This window comes from Minwuia sp. IMCC3009 (assembly GCF_029909415.1).
GTDB lineage: Bacteria > Pseudomonadota > Alphaproteobacteria > Minwuiales > Minwuiaceae > Minwuia.
On the sequence record NZ_CP123781.1, the window covers coordinates 3,288,598 to 3,307,248 of the forward strand.

An 18,651-nucleotide genomic window follows, 5' to 3' on the forward strand; every position below is an offset into this window, starting at 1 on the left:
CTCTGACAGGGGAATGTCGGGACATTCGTATTGGCGGTGAATCTGGTCGGCTGTCCGGTCGCTCAGCGGGGCCGCGCGTCAGCCTTCCGGCTTCGGTGCGGGTTCCTTCAGCCAGCTCTTGATGTCGCGGGCGAACAGGCGGCGGGCGTCCGGCGACAGGTGGCCCAGCCAGCGGCGCAGGCCGCGACGCAGGTCGTCCTCCTCCACATCACCGTGATGCGCCTGCAACAGCACGTCCCGGTAATCCTCGACCGTATCGAGGCCCCATTCATTGTCCTTCGGGTCGAAGGCGTCGATGCGCGCTTTCACGGACGGAATGCTCAGCACCGCTTCAGTCAGAATCTCCGACTCCAGATCAAAGCCACCCCATTCCTGCCACCAGGCCGTGCTGCCCTTCCGGTCGAGCAGGTAGTTGTAGACGATCTGACCCTGGACGCTGCGGGCGCGGGTACGCGCTTCCTGCTCCAGGCGGGCATTGTCGCGGGCTTCGGTCAGGCTGACCTCCGCGACCTTGAACTGGGTCAGGCCCCGCTCGACCCAGATCTTCAGGGCCTCTGCAGGGACCGTGATCTCGCCATGCCGACGGGCGGGGCCGCCAGACGCGGCAGGGCGGCGGCGACTGCTGTCACCACCGCCCGACCGGCGACCACCCTTGGGGCGTTCTGGGTTCACGCTGCTTCCTTGCTGTTCTTGCGCCGCACCACCGCATCATAGTCCGCGATCAGGGCTTCGCAGATCCCACCCGGTGTGAAGGCATAGGGTCCGATCTCCCGCACCGGCGTCACTTCCGCCGCCGTACCGGTGAGGAAGCATTCCTCGAAATCCGCCATCTCCTCCGGCATGATCCGCCGCTCGATGACCTCGTAGCCGCGTTCCTTAGCCAGTGCGATCACCGTCCGGCGGGTGATGCCGTCCAGGAAGCAATCAGGCGTCGGCGTGTAGATCTTGCCGTTGCGGGTGAAGAAGATGTTGGCCCCCGTTGCCTCGGCCACCTGACCGCGCCAGTCCAGCATCAGCGCATCGGCATAGCCTTCCTTCTCCGCGGCATGTTTCGACAGGGTGCAGATCATGTAGAGGCCCGCAGCCTTGGACTCGACGGGCGCGGTGGCCGGATCGGGCCGGCGCCACTTGGAGATCTGCAGGCGGATACCCTGCAGCCGCTCCTCCGGCGAGAAGTAGCTCGGCCACTCCCAGACCGCGATGGCCAGGTTGATCCGGTTGGCCTGCGCTGACACGCCCATCATCTCGCTGCCGCGCCACGCAACCGGGCGGACATAGCCGTCGACGATCTTGTTGTCGGTCACGACCTTGCGGCAGGCGGCATCAATTTCCGCGACGGAATAGGGAATTTCGAAGTCGAGCAGGGCGGCGGACCGAACCAGCCGCTCCGTGTGCTCGGTCAGCTTGAAGATCTCGCCGCCATAGACGCGCTCGCCTTCAAACACGGAACTGGCATAATGCAGCCCATGCGTCAGCACATGTACATCTGCATCTCGCCACTGGACCATCTCACCGTTGTACCAGATCAGACCATCCTGGTCCGCGAAGTTGCTCATTGCCTGCCTCGTTTATACAAATGTGTCGCCTAATGCGCGTTGTGAGTAACATTGTAAGGAAACTAAGTCAACATGGTTGACGTATCTTTTTCCAGTTCCCCAAAGCCCGATGATGATGACCCTGCGACCGCCAATTGGGAAGCATGGTTTGACGGACAGAATCATCCGCAGGGTCGTGACCTGCGTCAGGCCATCGAGATGCTTTTCTTTGCCTACCGGGACTTTACGTCAGATCCGGATCAGGTTCTGGCCACCGTCGGCTATGGGCGCGCGCATCACCGGGTGCTGCATTTCGTTGGCCGCAATCCCGACATCACGGTGCAGGACCTGCTGAAGATCCTGAACATCACCAAGCAATCGCTTGCCCGTGTGCTGGGGGCCATGGTGCGCGATGGCTATGTGGCCCAGACCCCGGGGGCACGGGATCGCCGGTTGCGGCACCTGTCCCTGACCGAAAGCGGCCAGGCGCTGGAGGCCGCCTGCTCCGAGCCGCAGCAGGAACGGGTTGCCCGCGCCTTTCGTCGCGCAGGGCCGGAGGCCGTGGAGGGCTATCGCCGGGTACTTTCGGAATTGATCGACCAGGAGAGCCGCGACACCATCCTCGCCCAGATCCGCAAGTGAGCACCGGATACATGAAAGCCCCGCATGACCGATGACAGCCCGCATATCCTGATCGTTGATGATGACAGCCGGTTGCGCGGCCTGCTGCGCCGTTTCCTCGGCGACAACGGCTTCCGGATCAGCGAGGCCGCGGACACGGCGGAGGCGGAAAGCCGTCTGGCAGGGATCGAGTTCGACCTGCTGATCCTCGACGTCATGCTGCCGGGGGAGGATGGCCGGCAGTTCGCCAGTCGCCTGCTCGGCACCGGTCGGCAGGTGCCGATCCTGATGCTCACCGCCCTCGGCGATGCGGATGACCGGATCGCGGGCCTGGAAACCGGTGTCGATGACTACCTGACCAAGCCGTTCGAGCCAAAGGAACTGCTGCTGCGCATCCGGGCCGTGCTGCGGCGCGGCACGCGACGTCCGGCCACGCAGGTCCTTGGTTTCGGCGATTTCCGTTTCGACCGGGCCACCAACCGACTGACCCGTGACGATGCCCCGGTGCGGCTGACCAGCGGTGAGGCGGCATTGCTGCAGACCCTGGCCGCCCGCCCCGGTGAAACCATCAGCCGGGAGATGCTGGCAGGCGAAGCCGGTGACCCGGCGGGCCGCGCCATCGATGTGCAGGTCACGCGCCTGCGGCGCAAGCTGGAGGATGATCCGCGCCAGCCGACACACCTGCAGACCGTCCGGGGTGAGGGCTATGTCCTCTGGGCCACTGCGGTGAACGCATGACCGGACAGGGCATCAAGGCCAGCAGGTCCCGCACATGCGCGTAACCCTGCCTCTGCTGGGCCGGATGCGGCAACTGATGCCCAAGCGGCTGTTTCCCCGCGCCCTGCTGATCATCATCCTGCCGCTGATCCTGGTGCAGGCAATGGTCGCCTGGTTCTTCTATGAGCGGCACTGGAAGTCGGTCTCCGCGCACATGGCGTCCGGCGTCGTGGGCGAGATCATGCTGGTGCTGGACAGCATGTCCACGGCGGAGAAGCGGGCGGAGCGGGCCTGGCTGGCCCAGGCGGCCCAGGACAAGCTGCGCCTGCGCGTCGAATTCGTCGGCGGCGCGCAACTCAGCAACCCGGTGCGCGGCGCCGATATCGATCCCGGTGACTACTCGCTGAAGGACCGGATGTTCGCCCAGTTCATCGCCCGCAGCGTCACCTACCCCTTCGTCATCGACACGGGGTCGGAGGCCCGGCGGCTGGGGGTCAGCATCCAGTTGCCCGACGGGGTGCTGCATGTCTCGACGCGTGACGAGCGGCTGTACTCGCTGACCATCAACATCCTGATCATCTCCATGATCGCCACATCAATCGTGGTTCTGTTCATCGCGGTACTGTTCCTGCGCAACCAGGTGCGACCGATCCGCTGGCTCGCCTCCGCCGCGGAACGCTATGGCAAGGGCCAGGAAGCCCCGGACTTCCGACCCAGCGGCGCGCTGGAAGTACGAAAGGCCGCCCGCAACCTGCTGGAGATGAAGAACCGCATGACGCGGCAGATCGAGCAGCGCAGCGAGATGCTGGCGGGTGTCAGCCACGACCTGCGCGCGCCACTGACCCGGATGAAGCTGCAGCTCGCCATGCTGGGCGAGGACCCGGAGATCGAGGATCTGCGCAGCGACGTGAACGACATGCAGCGCATGGTCGACGGCTATCTGGCCTATGCCCGCGGCCAGGACCAGGAACCGGCGGAGCCACTGGACCTTGCCAACGTGGTCAGGGCGGTTGCCGACGACACACGGCGTCAGGGTGCCACTGTCACGGACAGCATCGCAGGTGATCTGCATATGATCGGACGGCCCAACGGGCTGAAGCGCTGTCTGACCAATCTTATGGAGAACAGTCGCCGCCACGCGGACAGCATCAGTCTGCTGGCGGAGCGCCGCTCCAACCAGATCTACATCCAGATCGACGACGATGGACCCGGCATCCCCGCAGAGCGGCGCAGCGAGATGTTCCGCCCCTTCCGCCGCATGGATGACGCGCGCGGGCCGGACACGGGCGGCGCCGGGCTGGGTCTGACCATCGCCCGCGACGTGGTGCGCCGCCACGGCGGCGAGATCAGGCTGGGGGCCTCCGAGATGGGCGGGTTACGGGTGGAGCTTCGGTTGCCGGTATAGCGCGTTCTTTCACTGCCTGTTCCATCCCTCTCCTGAGTCGTTTGTAGACCGTGCCTCCCCTCTCCCCCTCCCGACCACCCATGGGATGATCCTTGTGGGTGGCCGGGAGGGGGAGAGGGGAGGCACGGTCCACACCCGGACTCACATCGGGACGATGGACACCACCAGCAGCATGCCGAGCATACCGTTCAGCAGGCGCCACTGCCTCTCCGTCTTCAGCAACCGCGCCAGCATCGCCCCGGCGCCGCACCAGAGGGTCAGCGCCGACGCGCCGCAGACCATGAACACCAGCGCCATGACCAGGGCCGCGAGTACCGGATTGCTCATCCCCCCGGCGAAGGCGGCACTGGCCCCGAAGGCCATGGCCCAGGCTTTCGGATTGACCGAGACAAGCATCAGTCCTGCCACATAGCTGTAGGGTCTGATCTCCACATCGCCCGCCGCGCCGGGCGCACCGTTGCGGGCCGTCCGCCATGCCAGCCAGAGCAGATAGGCCGATCCGGCGAGCCGCAGCGCAAGTTCCAGCGCCGGCGCCGCCGCGATCAGGCTGGCCAGCCCGAACCCGGCACAGAAGACCAGCGTCCCAAGTCCCGACACCATGCCCGCGATCAGCGGCAGGCTGCGGCGCACGCCGAAGTTCATCCCTGAAGCGGTGGAGAGCGTCGTTGCGCCGCCGGGCGTGATGGTCGTGACGACGGCAAAGAGAACAAGGGCCGAGAGGATTTCCATGGCAGACACGTCCCGAAATGAATGCTGCCGACCGGATCAGTCCGGCCGGCAGCTTCAAGGGAGTGCGGCAACAGCCGTGGGACAAACGAGTTTAACTCGACCGTCGCACAGGATTTCTAAGCCGGGCCCGGTCAGGCCGCCACGGCATCCGTGCAGCGGTTGCAGATGTCCTGGGTCTCCGTCACCTCGGGCAGCACCATCCAGCAGCGCTGGCACTTGCCGCCTTCGGCCAGGGCCGGGACCACGGCGACGCCTTCCACATCGTCCAGCGTGAAGGCGCCTTCCGGTGCCGGATCAGTGCTGATGTGGATGTCGGAGGTGATGCAAATCTCGGCCACGTCGAGGCCATCGAGCAGTGCCGCGTCCTCCGCCGAGACATGCACGACCGGCGCGGCCTGCAGGCTGGCACCTATCCGCTTCTCCCGCCGTTCCACCTCCAGCGCGCCGGTCACGACGCGGCGGATGCGGGCGATGCGGTCCCAGCGGGCCGCCAGATTGTCGTTCAGCCATTCCGCCGGGATCTCCGGGAACAGCTTCAGATGCACGCTGTCGGACGGGTCGTTGAAACGGCTCTGCCAGACCTCCTCCGCCGTGAAGCTGAGGATCGGCGCGAACCAGGTGACCAGCGCATGGAACAGCCGGTCAAGCACGGTACGGGCCGCGCGGCGGCGCACGGAACCCGCCGGATCACAGTAGAGCGCGTCCTTGCGCACATCGAAGTAGAACGAGGACAGCTCGACGGTGCAGAAGTTGAACAGCTCCACATGGATACGGTGGAAATCATAGACATCCAGGTTGCGTCGCAGGTCGCGGTCCATCACCGCCAGACGGTGCAGGATATAGCGCTCCAGCTCCGGCATCTCCGCGACCGGCAGTTCCTCCTCCGCCGACCAGCCATCCAGATTGCCGAGCAGGAACCGCATGGTGTTGCGCAGGCGACGATAGGAATCCGCCGTCGACTTGATGATGTTCGGCCCGAACCGCAGGTCCTCCGAGAAGTCCGCCGCCACGACCCAGAGCCGCAGGATATCGGCGCCATACTGTTTCATGACGTCCTGCGGGGAGATCGTGTTGCCGACCGACTTCGACATCTTCTCCTTCTTCTCGTCCAGCAGGAAACCGTGGGTCAGCACTCCCTTGTAGGGCGCGCGGCCACGGGTGCCGCAGCTCTCCAGCAGGGACGAATGGAACCAGCCGCGGTGCTGGTCGGAGCCTTCCAGATAGAGGTCCGCCGGGGACCGCAGGTCGTCGCGCTTCTCCAGGCAGAACGCATGCGTGGTGCCGGAATCGAACCAGACATCCAGGATGTCACGCGCCTGCTCGAAGTTGTCCGGATCATGGTCCGGACCGAGGAAGACGGACGGATCGGACTCGAACCAGGCGTCACAGCCGTCGCGGGCAATCGCCTCCACGATGCGGGCGTTCACCGCCGGGTCACGCAGCGGCTCGCCGGTGCGCTTGTCGACGAACACGGTGATCGGCACGCCCCAGACACGCTGCCGCGACAGCAGCCAGTCGGGCCGGCGCGCAATCATGTCCCGCAGGCGGCGCTGGCCCGAGGCCGGATAGAAGGCGGTCTCGTCGATGGCCTTCAGCGCGGTCTCCCGCAGGCCGTTCTTCTCCATGGAGATGAACCACTGCGGCGCATTGCGGAAGATCAGCGGTGCCTTGGAGCGCCAGCTGTGCGGATAGGAATGGACGATCTTGCCATGCGCCAGCAGGCCGCCGTGCTCGGTCAGGGTCTCGATCACCGGCCCATGCGCCTTGAACACATGGTGTCCGGCGAAATGCGGCACATGCGGGTAGTAGACACCGTCCGGCCCTACCGTGTCCGGCACCTCGACACCATATTCACGGCCAAGGTCGAAGTCCTCCGCGCCATGGCCGGGCGCGATATGGACGAAGCCCGTGCCCTGTTCCGTCGTCACGTAGTCGGCGGGCAGCAGCCGGTCCTCATAGGTATAGCCAAGCGCGCTCAGCGGATGGCGGCAGACCGTTCCGGCGGGATTGGTCACGGCGGCGACGCGGGTCCAGGCACTGATCCCGGCCTTTGCGCGCACTTCCTCGGCCAGGGCATCGGCCAGCGCCAGCTTCTCCCCCACCACGGCCAGGGAACCTTCCTCCACCGCGTCGACCTGATAGACGCCGTAGGCGATCTCCTCCCCATAGGCCAGTGCCCGGTTGCCGGGGATGGTCCAGGGAGTCGTGGTCCAGATCAGGATCGACGCGCCTTCCAGGGCCGGATCGTCGGTACGGACGACCGGGAACCGGACCCAGATGGTGAAGGACGTGTGGTCGTGATACTCGATCTCCGCCTCGGCAAGGCTGGTCTTCTCCACCACCGACCACATGACCGCCTTCGACCCCTTGTAGAGGGAGCCGTCCATCAGGAACTTCAGCAACTCGCTGACCGTTACCGACTCGGACTCATAGGCCATGGTCAGATAGGGGCGTTCCCAGTCGCCGAAGACACCGAGGCGCTTGAACCCGTCGCGCTGCACGTTGATCCAGTGATCGGCGAAGTCGCGGCATTCCTTGCGGAATTCCTTCAGCGGCACCTCGTCCTTGTTCTTGCCGGCCTTGCGGTACTTCTCCTCGATCTTCCATTCGATCGGCAGGCCATGGCAGTCCCAGCCCGGCACGTAGTTGGCGTCGAAGCCCAGCATCTGGCGGGAGCGGTTGATCACGTCCTTCAGGATCTTGTTCAGCGCGTGCCCGGCGTGGATGTCGCCATTCGCATAGGGGGGGCCGTCATGCAGGATGAACTTCTCCCGCCCCTTCGAGCTTTCGCGCAGCTTGCCCCAGATATCCATGTCGTACCAACGCTTCAGGATCTCCGGTTCCTTCTGCGGCAGGCCAGCGCGCATGGGAAAGTCGGTCTTCGGCAGGAAGACGGTGTCCTTGTAGTCCTGGGTCATGTCTGAAACTCGTTTGTGGTCTGCCACGGCAGGGATCGCTGGCGCGCGGCACATTCTTCATCGGGATGGCGGTCAGAAAGGCAGATTGGCCCGGCCCTGAGTATTACAGGACCGGGTTGATAATTCGCCGGACGGCTGAGACTGCATCCATGAAACGTCGCATGAGCGGGCTTTTACCAGCGCGTCGCGGGGATGTCGAGGCAACGGGCCCGCATCGCCGCATCCAGCGACGCGCGCTGGTCCAGCAGGCTGCGGTACCAGTCGAGACGCGCCGTCACGTGATCCTCCAGCCGCCGTTCCCGCGCCACGTGGGCATGGGCATTGCGCAACAGCCGGCGACGCAGGGAATGATCCCCGATCAGGGCGCGCAATTTCAGTCCGAACTGTCGCGGCGTGCGGAAGATCAGGCCGGTCTCATTGTGCCTGATCGTCTTCTCGTAGACGGTGGGCGCGGCCAGCACGGCGGTCCCCTCCGCCGCACACTCGATGAACTTCAGATCCGATTTCAGGCGATTCTTCGGTGTGTCGGAAAGCGGCAGCAGGGCGATGTCCGCCTGCCCCAGCAGTTCACGGTAGCGGTCATGCGGACAGGTCGGGTGAAACACCTTCCGCGCCGTCTCCAGCGCATCGAAGAATCCCCGGTCATGCACGACCGTGACCCGCACCCGGTCACCGAAGATACGCAGGACGTCGTTCAGTTCCGCCATGACGGGCTGCCAGTCCTCCTCCCGGTTCAGGGCGCCGAAGAAGAGGGTGACCGGCTGCCCAAGCGCCCTTTCTGGCACCTGCAACGGCGGGACATTGGCCAGCTGGTTGGGGAAGACACCCACCGTCGGATTGTGCTGGCGAATGAACGCGCCCAGTGCATCTGTGGAGGTCTGGACGGCGTGGCTGGCGCGCAGACAGAAGAAGTTCGTCCGCACCACCATCGGCCAGATGCGCGGGTCATCGTCCCATTCGGAAACCACCAGATGGCCCTGCCGCAGCAGTTTCAGATGATCATCCGCCCGCGCAGGCTCCAGGATCTGGCGCTGCCAGACGAAGACCGATTCCTCTCCCGGTTCCGGCTGCTTCATTGCCTGACCGCTGCCGAAGACATGACACCGGACGCCGGGCAGACGCGCCAGCGCCGCGGCGGGCTGATGCACGCGGATATCGTTGACCGCCGCAACCGGTCGCAGGGTGAAGAACTGGATCAGCATGGCTCAGTCAGTCTCTCTGACACCCGACCGCGACCGGAACGGCCCCGACGACCTGCTACTTGCTGGTCTCGGGGACCGTGCCCTTGGCGCTGCCGCCGGACTTGCTGCCGCCGGACTTGCCGCGGCCCGACTTGCCGCCGGACTTCTTCGCCTTCGGTGGTGTCCGCTCCGCCGCTGCTTCCAGATCGAAGACCAGCTTGCCCTGCTCCAGACGGATCTTCACGTGTCCGCCCCGTTTCAGGGTCCCGAACAGCAGTTCCTCCGCCAGCGGCTGCTTGATGCTTTCCTGGATCACCCGCGCCAGCGGCCGGGCACCGAATTCGGGCGTGTAGCCCTTGTCGGCGAGCCAGGTGCGTGCCGCATCGGTGAGCGAGATCGTCACGTCGCGGTCGGAGAGCTGGGCCTCGAGCTGCAGCACGAACTTGTCGACGACACGGCCCACCACCTCCGGCGCCAGCGGCGCGAAGGGAATGATGGCGTCGAGACGGTTGCGGAACTCCGGCGTGAACAGCTTCTTGATCGCTTCGGAATCCTCGTCGGAGCGCATGCCGCGGTTGAAGCCGATGGCATGTTTCTGCATCTCCGCCGCGCCGGCATTTGTCGTCATGATCAGCACGACATTGCGGAAGTCGATCTTCTTGCCGTTGTGATCGGTCAGCTTGCCGTGGTCCATGACCTGCAGCAGCAGGTTGAAGACATCCGGATGCGCCTTCTCGATCTCGTCCAGCAGCAGCACGGAATGCGGATGCTGGTCCACGCTGTCGGTAAGCAGCCCGCCCTGGTCGAAGCCGACATAGCCCGGCGGCGCACCGATCAGGCGGCTGACGGTATGGCGCTCCATGTACTCCGACATGTCGAAGCGGTGCAGCGTCAGGCCCATGGTATCGGCCAGCTGCTTCGCCGCCTCCGTCTTGCCGACACCGGTCGGGCCGGAGAACAGGTAGGAACCGATCGGCTTCTCCGGTTCGCGCAGACCGGCACGCGACAGCTTCACGGCGGACGCCAGAGCCTCGATGGCGACATCCTGGCCGAAGACAACGCGCTTCAGGTCGTCCTGCAGGTTGGCCAGGACATTCTCGTCCTTCTTGGTCACGGATTTCGGCGGAATGCGCGCGATCTTGGAAACCACGGCCTCCACATCGCGGACACCGATGACCTTCTTGCGGCGGCTCTGCGGCTTCAGCATTTCCGCCGCGCCCACCTCGTCGATCACGTCGATGGCCTTGTCGGGCAGCTTCCGGTCGTTGATGTAGCGGGCCGAGAGTTCCACCGCGGAACGGATCGCATCGCTGGTGTAGCGGACCCCGTGATGTTCCTCGTAGTACGGTTTCAGACCATTCATGATCTTTACCGCATCCTCGATCGTCGGCTCGTTCACGTCGATCTTCTGGAACCGGCGCAACAGGGCGCGGTCCTTCTCGAAGTAGCCGCGATATTCCTTGTAGGTGGTGGAGCCGACGCAACGGATCGTGCCGGAAGCCAGCGCGGGCTTCAGCAGGTTCGATGCATCCATGGCACCACCGGAGGTGGCCCCGGCCCCGATGACGGTATGGATCTCGTCGATGAACAGGACCGCGTTGTCGATCCCCTCGATCTCCCGCATCACCGCCTTCAGCCGTTCCTCGAAATCACCCCGATAGCGGGTTCCGGCCAGCAGTGCGCCCATGTCGAGGGTGTAGATCGTCGCCGAGGCGAGTACATCGGGGACATTGCCTTCGACAATGCGCCGCGCGAGCCCTTCCGCGATCGCGGTCTTGCCGACACCCGGCTCGCCCACATACAGCGGATTGTTCTTGGTGCGGCGGCAGAGGATCTGGATGGTGCGGTCGATCTCCAGCGCGCGTCCGATCAGCGGATCGATCTTGCCCGCCCGTGCCTTCTCGTTCAGATCGACACAATACTGGGCCAGCGCCTCGTTCTCCGGTGCCTCGGCCTCCGCCTCACCGGCTTCCTGCATGCCCTCGTCCTCGCCGTCCTCCTCCGGATCGTCGGAGCCGCGCACGGCGCGCTCCGCGTTCAGGCCGGGGGCCTTGGCGATGCCATGGCTGATGTAGCTGACGGCATCGAGACGGGTCATGTCCTGCTGCTGCAGGAAATAGGCGGCGTGGCTCTCCCGCTCCGCGAAGATCGCGACCAGGATATTGGCGCCGGTCACTTCCTCGCGTCCTGAGGACTGCACATGGATCAGCGCACGCTGCACCACGCGCTGGAAACTCAGCGTAGGCTTGGCGTCTTCCTCCAGCGTCTGCGCCAGATCCTTCAGATCCTCGTCAATGAAACGGGTCAGCTCCTGTGCCAGCTTGCCCAGATCGACGTTGCAGGCGCGCATGACCGCGACCGCATCCGGGTCGTCGATCAGACTGAGCAGTAGATGCTCCAGCGTCGCATATTCATGATTGCGTTCACCGGCCAGATTGAGGGCACGGCGCAGGGTTTCTTCGAGATGTCTGGAGAGCGATGGCACGCGTCTATTCCGCCTTCTCAAGTGTACATTGCAGGGGGTGCTGGTTCTCACGGGCGAGGTTCATCACTTGGGTGACCTTCGTTTCCGCAACCTCGTACGGAAAGATTCCACAGACGCCGACACCCTTCTGATGCACGTGCAGCATGATCTGCGTCGCCGCATCGGCGTCCTTGTTGAAATAGCGCTGCAGGACGTAGACGACGAACTCCATCGGCGTGTAGTCGTCGTTCAGCATCAATACGCGCCACAGCGACGGCTGCTTCGTCCGTGGCCGGGTCTTGGTGACGACCCCGATCTCGTTGTCACTGTCGTTATCGTTACGCTTGTCGGTCATGTCTCCGACGGCTCTCCCGAAATTCCTGATGAAAACAGTATGGTGGAACGGATCGATGTGAAAGGGGGATCGGCAAGAATTGCGCACCGAACCTTGCCCGTCCAACCTCAGGGACATATAGGTCATGTTCCGTTTCAGGCTAGGCTCGAAGCCATTCAAAAGTGCTTCTTGCGCGCCGGACTTGCGAAATTAGGTTAACTCCACCATGGACCCTGAATCAGGGTTCCGCTAAATTCTTGACGAATCGACGCATTTCAAGGCTCGGGAGCCGCGCCAGTTCATGACGGTTGAACGACATTGGGGACATTGCACGCTGTTGGTCATGGCCGCGCTGGTCATGGTCTCCTTCGCCGCACCGGCAGCGGCCAAGCGTGTCTACACGGGCATCGTCGTCGACCAGGCGACGGGGCAGACCCTTTACGCGCACAAGGCCGACCGGACGGTTCATCCGGCATCCCTGACCAAGATGATGACGCTCTACATGCTCTTCGAGGCCGTGAAGCAGGGCAAGGTGAGCATGGACACGCCGCTGCGGGTGTCGCGCAATGCCGCGGGCAAGCCTGCATCGAAACTGGGTGTGCCGCGCGGTTCGACGATCCGCGTCAGGGATGCGATGCTGGCGCTGATCGTGAAGTCCGCCAACGACGTGGCAACCGTGGTGGCCGAAGCCCTGGCCCCGAGCGAGGTCGTCTTCGCCCGCCGCATGACGGCGCGGGCGCGCAATCTCGGGCTTGTCAGCACAAGCTTCCGAAACGCCAACGGCCTGCCGAACCGCCATCAGGTGACCACCGCGCGCGACATGGCCAATCTGGCCATCGCCCTGCAGCGCGATTTCCCGGACCTGTTCCCCCTGTTTGCCACCCGCACCTTCACCTGGAAGGGACGCACCTACGGTTCGACCAACAACCTGCTGGGCAGGATCGACGGTGTGGACGGGATCAAGACCGGCTACATCAATGCATCCGGCTTCAACCTGGTGACCACCGTCGCGCGCGACGGGCGGCGGCTGGTGGCCGTGGTCATCGGTGGCCGCACCGCGGCGCGGCGCGACCGGCAGATGCAGAAACTGATCAGCATGGGATTCCGCCGTGCCGCAGATCAGGAGAAGTCGGGCACCCTGACGGTCGCCGCCGATCTACCCCCTGCCCGCCCTGGCAGCCGGGGCGAGTCGTCCGTGCTGGCCAGCCTGCGCAGCATCAACCTGATCTCCGAAGCGAACGCCGCCGCGCCTGCGGCAACGCCGGTGGCCGTGCCTGAAGGCGACCATGGCATCCAGGTCGGCGCCTTCGGGTCGACCAAACGTGCCAACCGCGCCATCCGGCAGGCGGTTGCCGCCGCGCCGGAACAGTTGCGCAACCACCCGATCGACCTGAACCGGGTGAAGACCAGCAAGGGCAGCCTGTATCGTGCGCGGCTGCTCTCGTTCAACGCGACGGAGGCCCGCGACGCCTGTCGCGCGCTGAAGGCAAAGCGGATGGACTGCATGGTGCTGCGCAGCGACCGCTGACGACCATGTCCGTGACCCGCTGGCTCTGGGTCCGCCATGCACCGACTGATCCGGACGGACGGATCATCGGCCATACCGATATCCCCGCACTGGAACCCGACAGCGAAAGCCTGATCCGTACCGCAGCGATGCTGCAGGTCGCGGGTGTGGTCCTCTGCAGCCCGCTCTCCCGTTGCCGCACGACTGTCGAGACCTTGCGCGGGATCAGCCCGGCCCTGCCTGCCCCCCTGTTCGACGATGAATTGAAGGAGCAGCACTTCGGCACCTGGGAAGGCAAGCCCTACAGCGCGGTCAGCGCCTGGAACGGGCTGGACCTGAAAGCCATGGCCGCCCTGAGACCGCCCGAGGGGGAGAGCTTTCTTGACCTGATCGAGCGCACGAACCGGGTGATTTCCCGTGCCGGGGGGCGGTTCGGCGGACAGACCGTCGCCGTCATCGCCCACGCAGGCGTGATCCGCGCGGCGGTGACCCTGGCCCTCGGCATCCCGCCGCACCGTGGCCTCAGCCTCTGCATCGATCCGCTGTCGGTCACGTCCCTGACCGATCATGGGGACGGTGGCTGGGCGGTCGATCACGTCAACCGGACCTGAGCCGCCGCGCCGCAGGAATCAGGCTCATGGGTCCGGCAGGCTGCCCTCCAGCTTCAGAAGGAACCGCTTGGTCTCAATGCCGCCGCCGAAACCGGTCAGGGCCCCGTTCGCACCAATGACCCGGTGGCAGGGGATGATGACCGGCAGCGGGTTGGCACCGTTCGCGGCACCAACCGCGCGGCTCGACTTCGGTGCCCCGATCCCGCGCGCCAGCGCGCCATAGGTTGTGGTCTGGCCGAAGGGAATGGTGCGCAACCGGCGCCAGATCCGTTTCTGGAAATCGGTGCCATGCAGCGTCAGCGGCAGATCGAAGTCCCGCAGGCGGCCATCGAAATAGGCCAGCAACTGCCGTTTCACCTCATCGAAACCCTTGTCGGAACAGGTCCAGGCCGGATGCGGGCCGAAGGCCTTGTGGCCGCCGGGAAAGCTGAGGAAATGCAGCGACCCGGCATCGCCCGCCAGCAGCAGTCGCCCGATCGGCGTTTCGAGCCAGGTGTAGCTGAGCGGGATATTCTTCATGTCCGGGATGCCAGGAGGGAGGGTGGCGGGCGTCCGTGGAGTTCGCTGAATGCCGCAATGAACCGGCCGTCAAAGGCCGGATCGCGACGCAGGCGGGCGGTATTGCAGGTGTCGAAATCAAGCATGCCGCCAGTCTATCGCCGGGCCACGACCGGTGCGAGACCCCGTCGATGATCGGGTCCGAATCCGGCCAGCCGGGAGCTCGCCCCCCTCCCCTAACGCGTCATGCGGCAGGCGGTCTCGGGTGCGTCGATCCCCAGGGTGTCGAGATTGTTGGTCCGGTGCAGGAATCCCTCCACCGGGGCGCGGGCGACAACGTGGTTATGGGTGGCGAGCAGCATCGGCTGCCGCAACTGGTTGTCCCAGGGGCGGAAACTCAGGCGGTTGCCCTTGAAGCCGTCGAGCACGAGTTCCGCCGACAGCAGGTGATCGCGCAGGGTCACAAACACTTCGCTCTGCGTGCGCTGCACGGCAGTCGCCACCGCCTTTACAGCCAGCCAGGCGGCCCAGTCGGGATCACGCATCGGGCGGCCCTCCTGATCCTGAAACCGGTTTTCCAGTTGCGGTGCGCCATGGCGCGACCATGACCAGTGCCAGGCCAGTCCGGCCAGCCCTTCGGTCCCCACGAGCGGGCGCGGATCCACCATCCGGTAGTTCAGGTTGCGGGCAAACTCGCCATCGCTGTCGGCGACGAAGATCACGTCATGGTCCGACCCCTGCGTCAGCAGCAACGGATTGTTCAGTTCACGCTGCCGGGGATCATTGCTCAGCACGAAGGCACGCTCGTCTTCGATCTTCAGGCCGTAGCGCGCGGCACTGCGCCGGAAGGCGGCGGCCATGGCCCTGTCCGCCGCCAGCGGCCCCACCAGGACCAGCACCTCCCGCCAGCGACGCAGGGCCAGGAACTGCCCGACCGCGTCGGCCCGCATGGCGTCACTTGGTGCGATGTGCAGCAGGTTGGGCTGACAGTCGGCCCCCCGCAGGCTGTCCGCAGCCGCGCGTATGTTGAAGAGCAGCACGTCCCTGCCCGCCAGCGCCCCCGAAACAGACGCGATCTCCGGTGCAGGCAGATCGAGGATGATGAAATGGACACCGCGCGCCAGCATCGCCTCCGCCGTCGCAACGAGTTCGTCCTGACGGGCGCGCTGGCGGTCCAGGGCAAACTCCGTCCCGGTCGCCGCGCCATGCCATTTCACCTCCCCCAGGGCCACTTCCCCACCGGCATGGGGACGGCCGAGCGGCTGGTTCAGGAAGGCCGCGAAGGTGCGGGACCGGCGATAGTCACGATCCCCCTTCATCTCCAGGTGACCGATGACAAGCTCATCTGCCCAGGCGACCGTGACCGGCAGCGCGAGCCCCAGCACAGCCAGAAGACCGGCGGCGAGAAGTCGGGTCAGATCAGTCATCGATCAGGACGGTATGCGGGACACGCCCGACCGGCACCGACCGGACGGCACGACGGCGTTCCATGTCGATGACCGTCATGTCGTCACTCAGACCGTTGGCGACGTAGAGCAGGCTGCCGTCCCGGTTCAGGGTGGCGTTCCAGGCCCGGTTGCCCACCAGAACCAGGTCCGCGACCTGCCGCGCGGCAACATCGACGAATGCCACGTGATTGGCCCGTCCCATGGCGATCACGGCGGTCCGGCCGTCAGCCGTCATGGTGATCCCGACCGGTGTCACGTCCTCCACCCGCAAGCCCCTCGGCGGTTCAAGCCGAAGCGTGGCCGAGACCGTGTTGCTGGCGACATCGATGATCGAGACGGAGGCGGCGAGTTCGTTGGACACCCAGAGTTCACGCCCGTCCGGTGTCAGCGCAAAGCGGCGCGGCCGCTGCCCGACCAGAATGTTGGCCCGGATGCTGCCGCTGGCCAGATCGACCACATGCACCAGGTTGGCCACTTCCGACGAGACATAGACCGTCCGGCCATCCGGATTGGCCAGAATGCCCTCCGGCTCCGCGCCGACCTCGATCGTGGTCAGGCCGGCAACACCAGCCTCTTCGCCGCCCTCTTCCTCGTTCTCGTTCCCTTCTTCCTCATCTTCCTCTTCGGACAGCGGCTCATCGCTCGGTTCCGCAACGTCCAGGTCCGGCTTCGACTCGCGCTCCCGGAAATAGGTGGCGAGATCGAGGATGCCGAGCTTGGCGTCATCCTCCAGGGAGATGAAGAGCGTGCCGCCATCAGCCGAGAAATCGAACAGCTCCGGGTCATCGATACCCGTTATCCGGTCGGTCAGCTGAAGTGTCGCGATGTCGATGATGTCGATGGCATCCCCATCGCCACAGGCAACGAAGATCCGCGTCCGCGCTGGGTCGAACTGAAGATGCCGGGGGCGGGCAGCGGTGCCGATACGCTTGACGACTTCCAGCGTCTTGCCATCCAGCACATGGACGGCATTGTCCTTCTCGCTCGACACGAAGACCAGACCGGTCTCCTTCGCCGCCGCGGGAACGACCATGGCCAGCGCCAGAACTCCCCCCAGCATCAAGTTGCGCAACCAGTTCATTTTCCTGCCCTCCCAAGCATCGCGCTTGTTCTTCACACGGACAGGACTTCACCCGACCGCACCGCGCGTGATTGATCAATTGAACCACAGCACTCGCAAGAGTGTCATCACCAAGGAGCGGAGAAGGGCGCCGGGTACGCCGGCACTTGACCGCCCCCAACCGCTGGCACCGGTTCAGCAGACCGCCACTGGACAGGAGAGCGGCGCAGGCCATTACGGTTGCAGAAGGTCCTGCATTCTGTTGCTCTAGCAATTAATTACTGTTTCAGGCCAGGCTCTGGAGTATCCTGCTGGCCAACCAGCACGATCCGCAATGGGGCTGGAGTTGCAGACCATGGGAGGAAGCGATGGTGGCAGACACTTCGATTCAGTCAATTGATGCCGACGAGGGTGAGTTCCCGGATGTCAGCGATCCGGCCCTCTATCAGTCGGACTCATGGGAGGCCGCTTTTACGCGCCTGCGGCATGAGGACCCCGTGCATCATTTCAGCGACAGCATGCACGGCCCCTACTGGGCCGTCACCCGGTACGCCGATATCATGGAAGTGGAACTGAACGACGCGGTCTTCTCCTCATCATCCGAATGGGGCGGTATCCAGATCCAGGATTCGGGTGACATCAGCAGCCGGCGCAACTTCATCCGCATGGACCGTCCCGAGCACACGGCCCAGCGCAAGACCGTGGCCCCCATTGTCGCACCGACCAATCTGGCCAGGATGACCGACAGCATCCGGCAGCGCACGGGTGCGATTCTCGATGACCTGCCCACCGGCACGGATTTCGACTGGGTCGATCGTGTCTCGGTGCCTCTGACGACAATGATGCTGGCGATCCTGTTCGACTTCCCCTTCGAAGAGCGGGAAAAGCTGACCTTCTGGTCCGATGTGGGACTTGCCGATATCAATGCGCCGGATTCACCGGTCAGGACCGAAGCAGAACGTGCGGTCATCCTGCAGGAAATGGCGACCCGTTTCCGGGTGCTGTTCGACGAACGGGCCGCCATGGAACCCAAGTTCGATCTGATCTCCATGCTCGCCCATTCCGATGCGACCCGGAACTTGTCCGATGCCGAATTCATGGGAACCGTCATGCTGCTGATCATCGGCGGCAACGACACGACCCGGAACTCGATGACCGGCAGCGTCCTGGCGCTGCATCAGTTTCCCGAACAGGATCGTCTGCTGCGCCAGGACCCGGGCCTGGTCGACAAGCTGGTGTCGGAGACGATTCGCTGGCAGACCCCGCTGATCCACATGCGGCGTACCGCGAACCGTGACACGGAGCTGGCCGGCAAGCAGATCGCGCGGGGCGACAAGGTCGTCATGTGGTACGTGTCCGGCAACTTCGACGAGACCGTGTTCCCGAACCCCTCCGCATTCAGCCTGCAGCGACCGAACGCGCGGCGGCACCTGTCGTTCGGCGCCGGCATCCACCGCTGTGTCGGTGACCGGCTGGCGGAACTGCAGCTCCGGATTCTCTGGGAAGAGATCCTGCGCCGGGAGATGGCGCTTGATGTGACAGGCGCGCCGGAGCGGATCTATTCCAACAATGTCCGGGGCATCAGGCGAATGCCGGTCAGGGTCGTCAGCCGCGCCTGAGGCG

16 protein-coding genes are annotated in these 18,651 nt (G+C 64.8%); 6 read left to right on the top strand and 10 right to left on the bottom strand.

All coding sequences use genetic code 11. From position 1 onward, the window contains the following. Positions 1-78 precede the first annotated feature (78 nt). Together QGV55_RS15330 and QGV55_RS15335 are read right to left on the bottom strand one after the other, a co-directional pair. Positions 79-672 carry a hypothetical protein gene (locus QGV55_RS15330; protein ID WP_281019781.1) on the bottom strand — a complete coding sequence of 198 codons (594 nt, stop codon included), beginning with the start codon at positions 670-672 and terminating at the stop codon, positions 79-81. Further along, positions 669-1,556, bottom strand: coding sequence for a branched-chain amino acid aminotransferase (locus QGV55_RS15335; RefSeq protein WP_281019780.1), 888 nt, complete (start codon positions 1,554-1,556; stop codon positions 669-671). The genes QGV55_RS15330 and QGV55_RS15335 overlap by 4 nt, the downstream gene beginning before the upstream one ends. Before the next feature lie 198 nt (positions 1,557-1,754). On the opposite strand from QGV55_RS15335, the gene QGV55_RS15340 reads away from it, so the two are divergent. The 3 genes from QGV55_RS15340 to QGV55_RS15350 are packed head-to-tail and all read left to right on the top strand — an operon-like array spanning position 1,755 to position 4,278. After that, complete coding sequence (locus QGV55_RS15340; protein WP_281019779.1) at positions 1,755-2,177, top strand: MarR family transcriptional regulator; 423 nt, start codon at positions 1,755-1,757, stop codon at positions 2,175-2,177. A gap of 24 nt (positions 2,178-2,201) precedes the next feature. Then, on the top strand, positions 2,202-2,894 hold the full coding sequence (locus QGV55_RS15345) for a response regulator (RefSeq protein WP_281019778.1): 693 nt from the start codon (positions 2,202-2,204) through the stop codon (positions 2,892-2,894). Positions 2,895-2,928: 34 nt separating this feature from the next. Further along, positions 2,929-4,278, top strand: coding sequence for an ATP-binding protein (locus QGV55_RS15350; RefSeq protein WP_281019777.1), 1,350 nt, complete (start codon positions 2,929-2,931; stop codon positions 4,276-4,278). A 141-nt stretch (positions 4,279-4,419) separates the two neighbouring features. Here the strand turns inward: QGV55_RS15350 and QGV55_RS15355 are convergent, their stop codons facing one another. The 5 genes from QGV55_RS15355 to clpS form a co-directional block, all read right to left on the bottom strand. Then, positions 4,420-5,007 (bottom strand): LysE family transporter, encoded by a 588-nt coding sequence (locus QGV55_RS15355; protein WP_281019776.1) that lies wholly within the window; start codon positions 5,005-5,007, stop codon positions 4,420-4,422. A 131-nt stretch (positions 5,008-5,138) separates the two neighbouring features. Next, a complete protein-coding gene (ileS, locus tag QGV55_RS15360; protein WP_281019775.1) occupies positions 5,139-7,925 on the bottom strand; it encodes an isoleucine--tRNA ligase in 2,787 nt (928 codons plus the stop codon). A gap of 173 nt (positions 7,926-8,098) precedes the next feature. Next, entirely contained in the window at positions 8,099-9,127 is a 1,029-nt protein-coding gene (locus tag QGV55_RS15365; RefSeq protein ID WP_281019774.1) for a glycosyltransferase, read from the bottom strand. Positions 9,128-9,182: 55 nt separating this feature from the next. Further along, entirely contained in the window at positions 9,183-11,591 is a 2,409-nt protein-coding gene (gene clpA / locus QGV55_RS15370; RefSeq protein ID WP_281019773.1) for an ATP-dependent Clp protease ATP-binding subunit ClpA, read from the bottom strand. A gap of 4 nt (positions 11,592-11,595) precedes the next feature. Continuing rightward, positions 11,596-11,925, bottom strand: coding sequence for an ATP-dependent Clp protease adapter ClpS (gene clpS / locus QGV55_RS15375; protein WP_281019772.1), 330 nt, complete (start codon positions 11,923-11,925; stop codon positions 11,596-11,598). A 280-nt stretch (positions 11,926-12,205) separates the two neighbouring features. Between clpS and QGV55_RS15380 the strand changes: the two genes are divergently transcribed. Together QGV55_RS15380 and QGV55_RS15385 are read left to right on the top strand one after the other, a co-directional pair. After that, complete coding sequence (locus QGV55_RS15380; RefSeq protein ID WP_281019771.1) at positions 12,206-13,432, top strand: D-alanyl-D-alanine carboxypeptidase; 1,227 nt, start codon at positions 12,206-12,208, stop codon at positions 13,430-13,432. A gap of 5 nt (positions 13,433-13,437) precedes the next feature. Then, on the top strand, positions 13,438-14,022 hold the full coding sequence (locus QGV55_RS15385) for a histidine phosphatase family protein (protein WP_281019770.1): 585 nt from the start codon (positions 13,438-13,440) through the stop codon (positions 14,020-14,022). Between the two features lie 24 nt (positions 14,023-14,046). On the opposite strand, the gene QGV55_RS15390 is transcribed toward QGV55_RS15385, so the two are convergent. The 3 genes from QGV55_RS15390 to QGV55_RS15400 form a co-directional block, all read right to left on the bottom strand. Then, complete coding sequence (locus tag QGV55_RS15390; protein ID WP_281019769.1) at positions 14,047-14,541, bottom strand: methylated-DNA--[protein]-cysteine S-methyltransferase; 495 nt, start codon at positions 14,539-14,541, stop codon at positions 14,047-14,049. Between the two features lie 215 nt (positions 14,542-14,756). After that, complete coding sequence (locus QGV55_RS15395; RefSeq protein WP_281019768.1) at positions 14,757-15,947, bottom strand: ABC transporter substrate-binding protein; 1,191 nt, start codon at positions 15,945-15,947, stop codon at positions 14,757-14,759. After that, positions 15,940-17,049, bottom strand: a complete 1,110-nt coding sequence (locus tag QGV55_RS15400) for a beta-propeller fold lactonase family protein (RefSeq protein WP_281019767.1) — start codon at positions 17,047-17,049, stop codon at positions 15,940-15,942. The genes QGV55_RS15395 and QGV55_RS15400 overlap by 8 nt, the downstream gene beginning before the upstream one ends. A gap of 347 nt (positions 17,050-17,396) precedes the next feature. Between QGV55_RS15400 and QGV55_RS15405 the strand changes: the two genes are divergently transcribed. Further along, positions 17,397-18,647 (top strand): cytochrome P450, encoded by a 1,251-nt coding sequence (locus tag QGV55_RS15405; protein WP_281019987.1) that lies wholly within the window; start codon positions 17,397-17,399, stop codon positions 18,645-18,647. Positions 18,648-18,651: the final 4 nt, after the last annotated feature.

Coding starts and splice junctions, on each gene's coding strand:
- QGV55_RS15390 (WP_281019769.1), bottom strand. CDS start 14,541: ATGAAGAATATCCCGCTCAGCTACACCTGGCTCGAAACGCCGATCGGG.
- QGV55_RS15380 (WP_281019771.1), top strand. CDS start 12,206: ATGACGGTTGAACGACATTGGGGACATTGCACGCTGTTGGTCATGGCC.
- QGV55_RS15385 (WP_281019770.1), top strand. CDS start 13,438: ATGTCCGTGACCCGCTGGCTCTGGGTCCGCCATGCACCGACTGATCCG.
- QGV55_RS15395 (WP_281019768.1), bottom strand. CDS start 15,947: ATGACTGATCTGACCCGACTTCTCGCCGCCGGTCTTCTGGCTGTGCTG.
- QGV55_RS15345 (WP_281019778.1), top strand. CDS start 2,202: ATGACCGATGACAGCCCGCATATCCTGATCGTTGATGATGACAGCCGG.
- QGV55_RS15405 (WP_281019987.1), top strand. CDS start 17,397: ATGGTGGCAGACACTTCGATTCAGTCAATTGATGCCGACGAGGGTGAG.
- QGV55_RS15355 (WP_281019776.1), bottom strand. CDS start 5,007: ATGGAAATCCTCTCGGCCCTTGTTCTCTTTGCCGTCGTCACGACCATC.
- QGV55_RS15400 (WP_281019767.1), bottom strand. CDS start 17,049: ATGAACTGGTTGCGCAACTTGATGCTGGGGGGAGTTCTGGCGCTGGCC.
- clpS (WP_281019772.1), bottom strand. CDS start 11,925: ATGACCGACAAGCGTAACGATAACGACAGTGACAACGAGATCGGGGTC.
- QGV55_RS15365 (WP_281019774.1), bottom strand. CDS start 9,127: ATGCTGATCCAGTTCTTCACCCTGCGACCGGTTGCGGCGGTCAACGAT.
- ileS (WP_281019775.1), bottom strand. CDS start 7,925: ATGACCCAGGACTACAAGGACACCGTCTTCCTGCCGAAGACCGACTTT.
- QGV55_RS15350 (WP_281019777.1), top strand. CDS start 2,929: ATGCGCGTAACCCTGCCTCTGCTGGGCCGGATGCGGCAACTGATGCCC.
- QGV55_RS15335 (WP_281019780.1), bottom strand. CDS start 1,556: ATGAGCAACTTCGCGGACCAGGATGGTCTGATCTGGTACAACGGTGAG.
- QGV55_RS15340 (WP_281019779.1), top strand. CDS start 1,755: ATGCTTTTCTTTGCCTACCGGGACTTTACGTCAGATCCGGATCAGGTT.